This is a genomic window from Rhizobium sp. LjRoot254 (genome assembly GCF_964254105.1).
GTDB lineage: Bacteria > Pseudomonadota > Alphaproteobacteria > Rhizobiales > Rhizobiaceae > Rhizobium_E.
In genome coordinates this window covers 4012232-4026176 of the sequence record NZ_CAXUSM020000001.1, presented here as the reverse complement: position 1 = coordinate 4026176, position 13945 = coordinate 4012232, and the positions used below count along the sequence as shown (strand labels likewise).

The following is a 13945-nucleotide window of genomic DNA, read 5'->3' as shown; positions in this document are numbered from 1 at the left end:
GCATTCCTAGTGTGTCGGATGCGAGGGAAGATGCTATGGCGGACCAACGGGGTAGAATTGCTGTCATAGATGATGACCTTGGCATACGCCGGAGTCTGGAGCGATTGCTGACCCTGAACGGATTTGAGGTGACGCTCTACGAATCCCCCGAGATATTTATCAATCAAAGTCACACAAATGTATTCAATTGCCTGGTTCTCGATGTCCATTTCGACGGAATGTCCGGGCTAGAACTGCGGGAATTGCTGCTTCGCTCCGGAGCAAAAAGTCCCGTCGTTCTCATGAGTGCAGCAGACGAAAATCAGATTCCTGGCTTGCCTCCCGACTGCAAGTTTCTCCACAAACCGTTTTCCGGGTCGGTGCTCATCACGGCCATCCGCGAGGCCGTCTCATCGGTGCCGGGTTTGTGACGCCCCGTTTGCCAGCAGCGCAAGACTCCCTTTGGTACAATAGCGGAGTTTCGTCGATCGCTCTAGTTTCCACAGTGACGTGCCGCGGGCCAGAGCGCAATACTGGTCGCAAGCTCGCGGGTACGGCCATCAGGGAGCAAGACGATGAGCAACAAAGACATCAACCCTCACAACGGTATCAGCCGACGCCAAGTCTTGTTGGCCGGCGGCTCGACCATCGCGTTGACGGCATTGAGCCCCGTCCTCAGCATTCCGGCTCTTGCGCAAACCGGGGCGAAAAAACCCAACATCCTGGTGATCTTCGGCGACGACATCGGCTGGTGGAATACCAGCGCCTACAATCGCGGACAAATGGGCTACCAGACGCCCAACATCGATCGTATCGCTGACGAAGGCGCGCTTTTCACCGATCTCTATGCGCAGCAATCCTGCACGGCAGGACGCGCAGCCTTCATTACCGGCCAGAGCTGCTTCCGAACGGGCCTGCTTAAGGTCGGTCTCCCAGGAGCCAAGGAAGGCCTGTCCGAGAAGGACCCGACGATTGCCGAAATGCTCAAGCCACAGGGCTATGTCACGGGCCAGTTCGGCAAGAACCATCTCGGCGACCGCAACGAGTTCCTGCCGACGGTCCACGGATTCGATGAATTCTTCGGCAACCTCTATCATCTCAACGCCGAGGAAGAGCCGGAAAACCCGGACTATCCGAAGGATCCGCAATTCCTTGCAAAGTTTGGTCCGCGCGGTGTTATGCGGTGCAAGGCGACCGATACCGACGATCCCACGGAGGATCCGCGCTTCGGCCGAGTGGGCAAGCAGACGATCGAGGACACCGGCCCGCTCAACAAGAAACGCATGGAGACCGTCGATGAAGAATTCCTCGGGGCAGCCAAGGACTTCATCGACCGTAGCGCCAAGGCAGACAAGCCGTTCTTCTGCTGGTTCAACGCGACGCGGATGCACATCTATACGCATCTCAAGCCAGAATCGAAGGGCAAGACCGGCCTTGGCCTGGTTGCCGACGGCATGACCGAGTTCGACGGCATGGTTGGCCAGTTGCTCAACCAGCTGGATGATCTCGGCATCGCCGACAACACGATCGTGCTGTGGACGACCGACAACGGCGCGGAAGTGTTCTCCTGGCCGGACGGCGGCACTACGCCTTTCCACGGCGAAAAGAATACCAATTGGGAGGGCGGCTATCGCGTGCCGGGCGTGATGCGCTGGCCAGGTGTCATCAAGCCTGGAACCGAGATCAACGAGATCGTCTCGCACGAAGACTGGATGCCGACACTGGTCGCGGCGGCCGGTGAGCCTGACATCGCGGCCAAACTTCTGACTGGCTATGAGGCGGACGGCAAGACATTCAATGTTCATCTGGACGGCTACAATCAGCGGAAGTTGCTCGACGGCACCGGGCCAGGTGCACGCAAGGAATATTTCTATTGGACGGATGACGGAAGCCTTGCCGGGCTGCGTTACGACCGGTGGAAGCTGGTCTTCATGGAACAGAGGGCCGAAGGTCTGGATGTCTGGCAGGATCCGCTCATCACACTCCGGTTTCCCAAACTGATCGACCTCCGAGCCGATCCCTTCGAAGTCGCCCAACATGACGCCGGCGACTATGACCGTTGGCGCGTCGAGCACGCCTTCGCGCTGGTTCCGGCGCAGGCCTTCGTGGCCAGACATCTGCAGACTTATGTGAAATACCCGCCGCGCCAGGCGCCCGGCAGCTTCTCGCTCGATCACGTCTTGGAAAAGCTTCAGCGCGGGGCGCAATGACGCAACGCTAACCTGTGCAACTGATGCGCTCGCTTCGCGGCGGGCGCATCAAAATGCCTCGGATCGTGAAGGAGAGAGAAATGTACGCCTGGTTGATGCGCCTACTCTTGCCGCTTTGCATATTGCTGGCGACATCTTCTCACACCTGGAGTGCCGATGATCTGCAGTCCTGGAACGATGGAGCGACCAAGAAATCCATTATTGATTTCGTCGAACGGGTCACCAAGGAGGGTTCGGCGGATTTCATCCCAGTCCCGGAACGCGTCGCCGTCTTTGATAATGACGGCACTCTTTGGGCGGAGCAACCGCTTTATTTCCAGCTTTTCTTCGCGCTCGATCGCGTGAAGGTGATGGCACCCGACCATCCTGAATGGAAAACGCAAGAGCCCTTCGCCTCGCTTTTGAAGGGCGATGTCAAAGGTGCGCTGGCGGGTGGTGAGAAAGCGATCATGGAAATCGTCATGGCCACACATTCCGGCATGTCGAGCGACGAATTCGACGCAATCATTCGCGATTGGGTGAAGACGGCCAAGCATCCGAAATCCGGCAAGCACTACACCGAGATGGTCTATCAGCCCATGGTGGAACTCCTTAGATATCTGCGGGCCAACGGCTTTAGGACCTACATCGTCTCTGGCGGCGGCATCGATTTCATGCGCCCGTGGACGGAAGAGGTCTATGGCATACCCCCGAGCAGGTCGTTGGCAGCAGTGGCAAGATCGCGTTTGAAATGCAGGACGGCACGGGCGTGATCATGCGGCTTCCCGAGGTCAATTTCATCGATGACAAGGCAGGCAAGCCCGTTGCCATCCATCAGCATATCGGTCGCCGGCCCGTGATGGCGTTCGGCAATTCCGACGGTGACCTGCAGATGTTGCAATGGACCTGCACGCGGCAGAGACCCAGCCTCTGTGCATATGTTCATCATACCGATGCCAAGCGCGAATGGGCCTATGACAAGGACTCCTCCATCGGTAGGCTGGTAAAAGGTCTCGACGAGGCCAAGCTGCGGAACTGGACCGTTATCGACATGAGCAGCGACTGGAACAAGATATTCGCGTACGAGTAAGAGGCGTGAGCCAGGGACAGCCGTGATGGAAACGCAGAGCCTGAGGGCAGCTACCGACGACCGAATGGTTTGGATTCCCGGTGGGAGTTTCCTCATGGGATCGGACAGTCATTACCCTGAAGAGGCACCTGCGCATAAGGTGCGTGTCGATGGATTCTGGATTGATGATTGCACCGTCACCAATCGCGAATTCGCCGCGTTCGTCGATGCGACAGGCTATGTCACGGCAGCGGAACGTCCGGTCGATCCCACAGACTACCCCGGCGCCATTCCTGGGATGCTCGGTCCTTCATCGGTGGTGTTCATCAAACCCAAGCCGCCCGTGGATCTTTCCAATCACTATAACTGGTGGAAATATGTCGGCGGGGCGAACTGGCGGCATCCCAGGGGGCCGGCAAGCTCGATAAAGGCCCTCATGGATCATCCCGTTGTCCATATCGCCTTCGCTGACGCTGAAGCTTATGCCGCGTGGGCCGGCAAGGAATTGCCGACCGAAGCGGAGTGGGAGTTTGCCGCGCGCGGCCGGCTGGAGGCCGCCGAATATGTCTGGGGCGACGAAATGACCCCTGGCGGGCACTACATGGCGAATACGTGGCAGGGCCAGTTTCCCGTGCAGAACAGCCGCGACGACGGCTTTGAGGGTACTGCGCCGGTGAAATCATATCCCCCCAACGGTTACGGCTTGTACGATATGGCCGGCAATGTCTGGGAATGGACGACCGACTGGTATCAGGAGCATGGCAAAATCGACAGCCCTTGCTGCACGATCTCCAATCCCCGGGGTGCCAACCAGTCAGAAAGCCTGGACCCCAATCTTCCAGAAATTGCGATACCACGAAAGGTAATGAAGGGCGGCTCGCATCTTTGCGCACCCAACTATTGCCGCCGCTATCGGCCGGCCGCCAGGATGGCACACGCCGTCGATACCGCGACCTGCCATCTGGGATTTCGGTGCGTGGTTCGCGAGGGTAGGCGGACGGATCAGTGAACTCGAAAAACTATTCTCAAGGGGATCATGATATGGGCCAACTTCGCAAACTTGGACTGGCGGCAGCGGTTGCGCTCCTGTTTTGCTCGACCGCGCTTGCGGCGGATGTTTCGCCACTCGTGGTTCCGGAAGCGGCGCCCGGTGGGCATCATTCGTCCTCCAGCTTTTCCGAGGCGGCATTATAGGCCTCTAGGGCAGCATAGAAATCTCTTTTTGCGAGCCTTTCGCCGGGCTTGCCGAGATGCTGTTTCAAATGGTCCCGCGCATCCATAAGATGACTATGTGCCCGGTCCCATTCCTCAATTATGGCTTCATCAATTGGAGACATGCAAACTCCCTGTTGCTTTGCGCTAAGCACATAGGAATTCATGCGCGGATTCGATAGCCTGTCAACCTGGGTAAAATTCAAACTGAGACACTACCCTTTTTTGACTGCATCGGAACCGTCCCGGTCATGCGTCGGTTCACTCAAAAGCAAAAGGTGCGGCGAAATTCGCGCTTACGCACGACCTATGAGGCGTACCCAACACTATGGAGTACTAACAGTGGCCGCTTCGAAAGTTGGCCAAATGAACGATATCGTCGCCCGAGATAGTTCCAACGAGGTCCTCCTGCAGCTCGGTTATAAGCTTCAACCTGGCGGCCGCTGGCGGCAGTGTGGCGGCGCGGATCGAATGGGCGCTGGAGCTCGTCGAGGGTTGTGGTATGGACGAGGGCATTGCTCGCGTCTTCGATTTCATCGGCACGAGTGTCGCCTCGCAAGAATCCGTGCCGGCTGCCTTTGCCGTGCTGAAGCTCGCAAAGGGCGATGCGTGGCAAGCGGCGGTCATTGCGGCCAATCTCGGCGGCGACACCGATACGATCGGCGCGATCGCGGGCTCGATGGCCGGGGCTTGCGCCGGCTACGACAGCCTGCCGCAGGACAAGATCGCCCGGCTGATCGGCATCGATCTTGAGGAAACGAAGCGCCAGGCGAGGGCGCTGGTCGCGGAGCGGTCCGCAGCGCTTTCGACGCGGGAGGCACTGCATGGCTAGTCCGCGCCTCATCCATGTCGGCAGCGCCGTCGTGGATTTCATCTACCGGCTCGATCGTTTGCCGGTCGCCGGCGACGATCTGACGGCCTCGTCATTCGCTGCCATGCCGGGCGGCGGCTTCAACATGATGGTCTCAGCCAGACGCAGCGGCATGCCGACGGCCTATGTCGGCAAGATCGGCGATGGCCTCTGCGCCGCGATGCTCGCCCAGGCTTTCAGGGCCGAGGACATCGACTGCCTGCAGCCGGTCAGCCGTGGTATCGATAGCGGCACCTGCGTCGTGCTGATCACTGAAGCCGATGCCGAGCGTACCTTCATATCGAAACCGGGTGCGGAAGGCGTGATCACACCCGACGACTATCCGTTCATGAAGCCGGAGCCAGGCGACTGGGTGTTCACCTCAGGTTATACGCTTGCCTATCCCGGTAGCCGCGATAGCCAGGCTCGCTTCATTTCCATGCTGCCATCCGATGCAATCTTCGCTTTCGACCCCACAGGCATCGTGGGCGGCATCCCGGCCGACATCTTGAAATCAGTGCTTCTCCGCACGGACTGGCTGAGCCTCAATCGCAGCGAAGCGGTCGTGATTGCCGGCTCCGGCAACGATCACGAGCTCGCCGCACGCCTGTTGGCCGACCACTGTCCGAAGGCCAAAGGCGTCGTCATCCGCGCCGGTTCCGCGGGTGCCTTACTGGCGCTGCGGGCTGCCACGCCGTTTTTCGTGCCTGCCTTCAAAGTCGAGACGGTCGATACCAATGGCGCTGGCGACACCCATGTCGGTGCCTTCATCGCGGCTCTCAGCCAGGGGCAGAAGCCGGCGGGTGCGCTACGCTATGCCAATGCGGCGGCCGCCATCTCCACCACGCGCCATGGCGGCTCTATGGCGCCGAGGGCAGACGAGATCAACGAATTCCTGACACGTGCCCGGGAAGAGAATTCCGCCTGAAGCGGATAATGATGGGAACAAGGCACACTCAAAAGAGAGGAATGATCATGAGCATGACGAGCATGATTGCGAAGATGACGACCACTGCGGCGCTGACGTTTGTGACGATAGGCACGGCGCTTGCCGCCGACGTCCATGTCCTGAACTGGAAGGGCTACGGCACCGACGAACCCTGGGCCGTCGAAGCCTTCGAAAAAGCCACCGGCAACAAGGTGGTCAACGACTATTTCAACTCCGAGCAGGAAATGCTGACCAAGCTTCGGACCAATCCCGGTCTCTATGACGTGGTGATGATCAATGCCGCCTTCACGGGCCAGGCGCTGAAGGAAGGCCTGATCCAGCCGATCGATACGTCGAAGATCGCCAACTATGCCGATATCGGCGCCGAGAAGGCCAAATCGCCGATGCTCAATAGCGACGGTAAGGTCTATGGCGTGCCGTGGGTCTGGGGCCTGACTTCAATTGCCGTCAACGACAAGGCCTTCGACAAGACGCCAACCTCCATCCAGGTCATGTGGGACGAGGCACACAAGGGCAAGGTCGTACTGCGTGACGATGCGCTCGAAGCCATGCAGTTCGGCGCCATCGCCACCGGCCAGGATATCAACGACATCAAGGATCTCGACGCGGTCAAGGCCAAGCTGACCTCGCTGATGCCGCAGATTCGCACCTTCTGGAGCGCCGAAAACGACTGGAACCAGATGGTCGCCGGAAACCAGATCGATGTCGGCACTTATTGGAGCGGTTCGGCCTCGCGCGCCAGGAAGAACTTCAAGCTGCCGGTCACCTTCGTGGTGCCCGAGGAGGGCGCTGTCGCCTGGCTCGATGCCTTCTCGATCCCCAAGGATTCCAAGAATGTCGAAGGCGGCGAAGCCTTTATCAACTACATGATCGATCCGGCCTTCTATGTCGAATGGGATAACAAGGTCGGCGCGCCGGTCTCCGCCAACACCAAGGCGGTCGCGGGCCTCCCAGAGGATGCTTTCAACCGTGTCGTGATGGGTGATCCCAAGGTTGCCGAGCGTATCAAGTTCCAGGCGCCGGTCGATGATGCGACGCGCGAGAAGTACCTCGCGATCTGGCAAGAGTTGAAGGTCAACGTGAAGTGATCCTGTTGATGTAACGGGCCAATCGGGCGGGAGGGGAGACATGGCAGAGGCAGCGCTCAATCCATCAAGGTCGGGGTTGCGCAAGGCCGTGCCTTTGCTTCTCCCCGCCTATCTCTGGCTGATCGTGGCGATCTTCCTGCCGCTCTCGGCCATGGTCTTCTTCAGCTTCATGACCGATCTGCCGCTTTCCGGACGGGAGTGGAGCTTTACGACAGGCAATTACGAGGCGTTCTTCAGTACGAGTATTTACGGCACGCTGCTGCTGTCATCGCTGCGGCTCGGGCTGGAAGTGACGTTCTGGTGCCTCGTGCTGGGCTTTCCCTCGGCCTATGTGCTGGCCAAGGTGTTCAAGGGCCGCAGCCGAGAGGCGATTTTCCTGCTGGTCATCCTGCCCTTCTGGAGCAACGGGCTGGTGCGCATCTTCTCCTGGGCCATGGTGCTACGGGAAGGCGGCATTCTCGACACCGGCCTCAACGCCATCCTGCCGTTCAAGATCAGTATCGATCTCATGTATTCCTATCCGGCCGTCATCATCGGGCTGGTCCATTCCTATGTCCCCTACATCGTACTGACCTGTTATCTCAGCCTGCAGGCGATCGACGACAGCCTCATCGAGGCTGCGCGTTCTCTGGGTGCATCGCGCTTTGCGGTGTTGAGGCGATTGATCCTGCCGCTGGCCGTGCCGGGCATCATTGCCGGCGCAGTGCTCGTCTTTGTGCCAGTCGTTGGTTCTTTCATGGAGCCGCGCATTCTCGGCGGTCGCACCGGTACGTTCTACGGAACTGTCATCGAGGACCAGTTCGTGGCGGTGTTCAACTGGCCGCTGGGTGCGGCGCTCTCCTTCATCCTGCTCGCCGTCGTGCTGGTCATCTTGGCCGCTGCCTCGCCCGTTCTGAGGAGGGCGCAATGAACCCGGTCACGCGCATTCTCAATGGTGTTGGACGGCTCTGGGTGGCGATGCTGCTCGCCTTTCTCTACCTGCCGATCATCATCATGGGGTTGATGTCGTTCAACGCCTCGCCCTTCTACCAATTGCCGCTTGAGTTCACGACGACCTGGTACGAGTCATTCCTGGCCAACAGCCAGTTGATCGCCGCGACCTGGAGCAGCCTGTTCATCGCTGTCGTCACGACGGTCATCGCTTCCGTTCTCGGCACGGCGGCATCGCTGGCGCTGTTCCGTTATGAGTTCACCGGCAGGAAGGTGCTGCGGGCGCTGCTGCTGCCACCGATCGCCATTCCGTGGCTGATCACCGGCACCGCCATGCTGATCTTCTTCTTTGGTGTCGGCATCGGCCGTGGCCTGCATGCGATCATCCTCGGCCATGTCGCATTGGCACTGCCTTACGTGATCATCGTCGTCAACGCCCGGCTCAACACATTCGCACCGGAACTGGAAGAAGCGGCCCGCTCGCTCGGCGCCAGCCAATGGCAGGTCACACGTCGCGTGACGCTGCCCTGGATCGCGCCGGGGATCATTGCCGGCGGGCTGTTTGCCTTCGCGGTGTCGTTCGACCAGTTCGTCGTGTCCTATTTCCTTGCGACGCCCGGGCAAACGACGCTGCCGGTCGAGATATACGCGGCCATCCGCAAGGGCTTCACGCCGGAGATCAATGCGGTCTCGACCATCATTATCGCGCTGTCGATGGCGCTCATGCTGTTTGCCGCACGCTTTTACAAATTCGGGGGAGAGAAGTAATGGCAAGTGTCGAGGTCAGAAACCTCTCCCGCGCATTCGGAGCGCACAAAGCGCTGGACGACGTCTCCGCCCGTTTCGATGACGGTGGTTTTTATGCGCTGCTCGGCCCATCGGGCTCCGGCAAGACGACGTTGCTCAGGATGATTGCCGGATTCGACTATCCGGACGCCGGGCGGATCGAAATGGATGGAGAGAGCGTCGAGCGCGTGCCGCTGGAAAAGCGCCAGATCGGCATGGTGTTCCAGAACTATGCGCTTTTCCCCAACATGTCCGTCGAGCAGAACGTTGCGTTTGGCCTCGATGTGCGCGGCATCAAGGGCGCGGAGAGTGCGGCCAAGGTGCAGGCGGCACTCGATTTGGTGCAACTTGGCAAGCTTGGTGCCCGTCGTCCGCACCAGCTATCAGGCGGTCAGCGCCAGCGTGTGGCACTTGCCCGCGCCATCGTCATCAATCCGCGCGTGCTGCTGCTCGACGAGCCGCTCGGCGCGCTCGACAAGGCGCTGCGCGTCGACATGCAGATCGAACTCAAGCGAATCCAGCGCGAGATCGGCATCACCACTATCTTCGTTACCCACGACCAGGAAGAGGCGCTGACCATGGCCGACCGCATCGGCATTCTCAGGGATGGCCGGCTTGTGGAGGAGGGGACGCCCGAGAAAATCTACAATCATCCGAGATCGCTGTTTGCCGCAACCTTCCTGGGGGATGCGAACATTCTGTCGGGAATCTGGTCAGGCGACACGATGGTGATGGCCGATGGAACCGAGATCGGAGTATCCGGGGTAACCGACCGCAGGCCGGGAGAGGCAATGCAATGCGCCATCCGCCCTGAGCGCATGCGGCTTGAGTCAGGCACTGGCGCGCCTTCCGATAATGCACTCACCGGCCGTGTGGTCAGGAAGATGTTCTCCGGCGTCAATTCCACATTCCATGTCGAGACGATTGGTCGCGAAATCCGAGTCGTGGTGCCGAATTCAACCGACACCCATCTTATAGACGGCGATCCTGTGACGGTGACTTGGTCGGCGCGCAGCACGTTCCCAGTGACCTGAGGCGTTTCAGGCAGAATGCGAATCCCAGAAGATTATCCGACCTGAGAGATAGGTGACCTTTACCGGAAGCATGGAAATCGTTAGCGGAAAATCCGTCCCGGAATTAGCGCCTAAACCTAACGAGCATACGACATTTTCCGGTTTGAACCCAGGAACTGAAAGCCGCATCGGCATTGCGTTGGCGCTCTCGACGAGCGGAGTGCCCGCTCGTCCCTCGGTATAGGCTGGATTGAACGATCGCATTTTGCCGACGCCTGTACTTCGCTGTGGATCGATGGCGAGCTCGTCCATCTCGAAAGACCTGGTGCTGCACGACGCCGGCCACGACATCTGGACACCGACACACGAATTGACGATCGCCCGAGATGTGCTGAGGACCCGGCGGCGGATAGCGACGCGTCCGGCGGCCTGGGCGCTGAGCGCCGATGGATTACGCGGCCAGCGGCGCGTTGGAGGTGGGAGCGGCGAGGCCGATGAGACGGCGGACACAGATATGACCGATGGATTGACGCCGGCCGCGGCCGTGTCAGAAGCTGGCAGGGGAGGAGAGGCGTTCGAGCTGGATCCACAAGACGCCTTGGCCGCGGAACTCGCGGCAATCGACGCAGTGATTGCCAGCTCCGAGGCAGCATTGAGCGAAACGGCGGCACGGCGCCGCCCTAATTGGGACAAGGATCCGCTGATCTACGATCTCGAACGGGTCGTGCCGGCGGAAAACGAGGGCCTGCCTCCGGTGCTGCGCGCTGTGTCCTCCTGGACGCCTGGAATGTGCTCCAGGTGCTGGAGTATGCCCCTTGGCTTGGCCGGCTCCTGGCAGCTTCGGTTCTGCGCTCCGCCGGCGTCACAACCGCGAGCCACCTGCCCGCTCTCAATCGCGGCTTGAAATCCATCCCCGTCGACCGCCGCCGGCACCGCAATCGGGAAACCCGGCTGCTCGCCATCGCACATGGCCGTGTCACGGCCTTGTAAGCTCGATTTGAAATCTCAGGACGACAATGAGTTCCTCGGCCGATTGTCTCTATTCGGAAATATGGAACGCCCGGCGGAAATAGGACCGGAAGGCCTCCATCGCCGGCGTAAATTCGGCGTTGCGCCGCCAGGCCAGGCCGACACCCATGGGCGGTGCACCATGTCGGACAGGATTGCCACACCCTGGCCATTGGCGACAGGGACGGCACCGCTTCCACGGACGATGTGCGTAGCGCGATCGTCGGCAGATAGGGGTCTGGCTCCAGTATTTCATCGAGGTGTGCCAGGCCTCGTCGACGGTCAGCATGATGTAGGTTTGCTCGGCCACCTCCTTGAGCCCGACCGCGTCGGCGGAGAGGAGCGGGTGCCGGGCAGGCACCCAGAGCCGACGCTGCGAACTGAGCAGCTTTTCGGTCGCAAGCGCGGGATTGAGGATGTTGGAGGTCTTCAACCCCGGCAGCTTGGCGGTAGCATCTGGTTGCTCAGCCTGACGCCGGATCAGCCGCGCGGCTGTAGCAGTGCCAGGACGACTGTCGATGCGGCAAAGACGGCGGTCAGGATTAGAGGTCCCGTCGCGCCATAGTTGTCCACGACATAGCCGCCGAAAACCGCGCCGACACTGATGGCGACCTGGAAGGAGACGACCATCAGGCTGCCCGCTGCCTCCAGCGCATCGGGTGCCCCGCGGGACAGGTTGGTCGGCAGCACCACCGGCGCCATGCCGAAGGCGAAGCCCCAAAGCGTAACAAAGCCGAAGGCGACGCCGATATGTGCGCCCCAGAGTACCAAGGCGAGCGCCGCAAACGCCATCAACGCGGCGGTGACCGCGAGAGCCATGCGGATATTGGCGTCGGCCATTCGGCCACCGGCAATATTGCCGATCACGGCAGCGATGCCAAATCCGAGCAGCGCCAGGGCAATCGGCCCAGTTTCAAGGAGCGTCACCTGCTCGAGGAAGGGACGTACATAGACCGAGCCAGCAAAGTGCCCCGTCATCAGCAAAAGGATAGCAAGCATTCCCAGCTGAACTTGACGCCGCCGTGTCAGCCGGAAGACATCGGCCAGACTATTGCCTACGCTTGCAGGCAGCGTCGGCAGGCTGAGCAACTGCAGCAGCATGGCAAGCGCGGCAAGCCCCGCTGTCATCGCCATGGCACTGCGCCAACCCAGCCAGTCGCTGATCAAAGCTCCCATCGAGGGTGCAGCTATGGTGGCGAGCGAGACGCCCAGGGTGACGATCGCCATGCCCCTACCTGTCGCATTGGCCCCAACCAGCCTCGCCACGACAGCGACTGAAAGCGCCCAGAAAGCACTCAGCGCAATGCCCAGTCCGGCCCGACCCAACAACAATAGCCAGAAATCGGTCGCTAATGCCGCAAGAATGTTGGATCCGATCGCCAGCGCACTGAGACCGACCAACACCGTCTTGCGATTCAATCTTCCGATGAGAACATTGCTCAACAGAGCCGCCACGGCGCCGACGGAAGCGGTGGCGGTAACGACCTGTCCGGCCGTTCCTTCGCTGATGCCGAGATCGCGCGCCATTGGCGTCAACAGGCCTGCCGGCAGGAACTCGGCTGACACCAGCGCAAAGCTGGCGGCCGCCATCGAAACGACCGCGAACCAGGTGGCCGCGCTCCACGCGGCCGGCTCGGCCGTATCAAGGCCTATTACTGCGCCGTCAAGCTGTGATGTTGTGTCCATCATTGAAATATCTCCTAGGTTCGGAGACTTCATAGACGAATCTTTTAGGATCATATGTATCCTAAAATCCGAAATCCATGTCCATTCGTCCGGAAATGGTGCGACGCACAATGCCCGGTGAGACGTTCGTGATGCGCTTGAAGGCGCGCGCGAAGGATGCCTCGGATTCATAGCCCAAACGGGAAGCAACCTCGGCAACCGACATTCCGCTTTGCCCCAACAACTCGCGGGCAAGCTGCATACGCAGACGGGCGAGATAGCGTGCCGCGCCTTCGCCTAAAACAGCGCTGAAGCGCTCGGCGAAGATCGAGCGCGACTGGCCTGCCACGCCGGCGAGGCTTTCAAGGGTCCAGTTATGGCCGGGGTCCCGGTGCATAGCTGCCAGGACGCGACCGATGTGAGGGTCGCGGATGGCGGCGAGCCAACCGGTGGTCGAGGCCCCACTGCAATTGACCCAGCAGCGGATGAGCCGCGCCGCGAGCAAGTCAGCCATGCGCGATAAGACGGTCGCGCTGCCCATCTGGGGCTGCGTAGCCTCCACCGTCATGGCCGCCAGCAGAGGACCAACGATCGGGTCATTGCCGGCCACATCGCAGCCCTTGATGATAGGCGGCATCAAAGCGATCAGTGGGTTGAGCGCATAGGCGCCCAAGGCCATAGAGCCACAGAACAGTGTGCTGGTCGCGCCAGTCCCTTCCCGCACCACTTCGCAGACATTGCTGCCCAACTTTGTCACCTGGCACCCCATGAGCGAGTCGCCCACAACATCCGACGCGCTGGCCAATCGATGCGCGATGCCTTGCGGCAGCAGCACCAGATCGCCATCGTGCAATTCCTGCCATCCCTGACCGTCGGTATGGATCCAGCATGGACCCTGGCTGACAAAGTGAAAACGCAGCAGCTGCTGTTGCGGAAAGGCGATGCTCCATGGGTGTCGGAGCTCGCAGCGGCCATAGTTGACTCCACTCAGGCGAAAGTCTTGCAGGACTTCGCTCAGGGCATCCATTGGGATATGTGACGGCGAAGACGGCCGGGACGAATGGTCAAGCATTCGGCCAATTTAGGTCCCGGACGTCCGGCATGCAAGTGTAGACGCTCATTGGACACCCACTTTTCCGACACTTTTGGCCCGAAGACCTGCGAGGTGGCCGTCCTTCCGGCACCCTCCTATCGTGGCTCGGCGTCT

The 13945-nt window shown here is 60.3% G+C and carries 12 protein-coding genes and 3 pseudogenes; 11 read left to right on the top strand and 4 right to left on the bottom strand.

Annotated features, from left to right (window positions below; all coding sequences use genetic code 11):
• Positions 1-35: 35 nt before the first annotated feature.
• From ACSQ26_RS19840 to ACSQ26_RS19825, 4 genes and pseudogenes are all read left to right on the top strand, one after another.
• Positions 36-410: a response regulator gene (locus ACSQ26_RS19840; RefSeq protein WP_436011877.1), complete on the top strand. Its 375-nt coding sequence runs from the start codon at positions 36-38 to the stop codon at positions 408-410.
• Between the two features lie 144 nt (positions 411-554).
• Complete coding sequence (locus tag ACSQ26_RS19835; protein WP_436011875.1) at positions 555-2189, top strand: arylsulfatase; 1635 nt, start codon at positions 555-557, stop codon at positions 2187-2189.
• Between the two features lie 80 nt (positions 2190-2269).
• A pseudogene (locus ACSQ26_RS19830) lies at positions 2270-3258 on the top strand (HAD family hydrolase).
• A 25-nt stretch (positions 3259-3283) separates the two neighbouring features.
• Entirely contained in the window at positions 3284-4246 is a 963-nt protein-coding gene (locus ACSQ26_RS19825; protein ID WP_436011873.1) for a formylglycine-generating enzyme family protein, read from the top strand.
• A 148-nt stretch (positions 4247-4394) separates the two neighbouring features.
• Here the strand turns inward: ACSQ26_RS19825 and ACSQ26_RS19820 are convergent, their stop codons facing one another.
• The gene (locus ACSQ26_RS19820) at positions 4395-4616 is read right to left on the bottom strand and encodes a hypothetical protein (protein WP_436011871.1); all 222 of its coding nucleotides are present in this window, start codon (positions 4614-4616) and stop codon (positions 4395-4397) included.
• A 206-nt stretch (positions 4617-4822) separates the two neighbouring features.
• Here ACSQ26_RS19820 and ACSQ26_RS19815 point away from each other — a divergent pair, with 206 nt between their 5' ends.
• From ACSQ26_RS19815 to ACSQ26_RS19785, 7 genes and pseudogenes are all read left to right on the top strand, one after another.
• A complete protein-coding gene (locus ACSQ26_RS19815) occupies positions 4823-5281 on the top strand; it encodes an ADP-ribosylglycohydrolase family protein (RefSeq protein WP_436015364.1) in 459 nt (152 codons plus the stop codon).
• A complete protein-coding gene (locus ACSQ26_RS19810; protein ID WP_436011869.1) occupies positions 5274-6227 on the top strand; it encodes a PfkB family carbohydrate kinase in 954 nt (317 codons plus the stop codon). Before ACSQ26_RS19815 ends, ACSQ26_RS19810 begins: the two co-directional genes overlap by 8 nt.
• Before the next feature lie 47 nt (positions 6228-6274).
• A complete protein-coding gene (locus tag ACSQ26_RS19805) occupies positions 6275-7336 on the top strand; it encodes an ABC transporter substrate-binding protein (protein WP_436011867.1) in 1062 nt (353 codons plus the stop codon).
• A gap of 40 nt (positions 7337-7376) precedes the next feature.
• Positions 7377-8246 (top strand): ABC transporter permease, encoded by an 870-nt coding sequence (locus tag ACSQ26_RS19800; protein WP_436011865.1) that lies wholly within the window; start codon positions 7377-7379, stop codon positions 8244-8246.
• Positions 8243-9034, top strand: coding sequence for an ABC transporter permease (locus ACSQ26_RS19795; RefSeq protein ID WP_436011863.1), 792 nt, complete (start codon positions 8243-8245; stop codon positions 9032-9034). Before ACSQ26_RS19800 ends, ACSQ26_RS19795 begins: the two co-directional genes overlap by 4 nt.
• On the top strand, positions 9034-10086 hold the full coding sequence (locus ACSQ26_RS19790; protein WP_436011861.1) for an ABC transporter ATP-binding protein: 1053 nt from the start codon (positions 9034-9036) through the stop codon (positions 10084-10086). The genes ACSQ26_RS19795 and ACSQ26_RS19790 overlap by 1 nt, the downstream gene beginning before the upstream one ends.
• Before the next feature lie 186 nt (positions 10087-10272).
• Positions 10273-11049, top strand: a pseudogene (locus tag ACSQ26_RS19785) (RHE_PE00001 family protein); the annotation flags it as partial.
• Between the two features lie 55 nt (positions 11050-11104).
• Here the strand turns inward: ACSQ26_RS19785 and ACSQ26_RS19780 are convergent.
• The 3 genes and pseudogenes from ACSQ26_RS19780 to ACSQ26_RS19770 all read right to left on the bottom strand — a co-directional run.
• Positions 11105-11506, bottom strand: a pseudogene (locus ACSQ26_RS19780) (LysR substrate-binding domain-containing protein); the annotation flags it as partial.
• 47 nt (positions 11507-11553) lie between these two features.
• Positions 11554-12762 carry an MFS transporter gene (locus ACSQ26_RS19775; RefSeq protein ID WP_436011859.1) on the bottom strand — a complete coding sequence of 403 codons (1209 nt, stop codon included), beginning with the start codon at positions 12760-12762 and terminating at the stop codon, positions 11554-11556.
• 58 nt (positions 12763-12820) lie between these two features.
• Positions 12821-13810, bottom strand: a complete 990-nt coding sequence (locus tag ACSQ26_RS19770; RefSeq protein ID WP_436011857.1) for an AraC family transcriptional regulator — start codon at positions 13808-13810, stop codon at positions 12821-12823.
• Positions 13811-13945 lie beyond the last annotated feature (135 nt).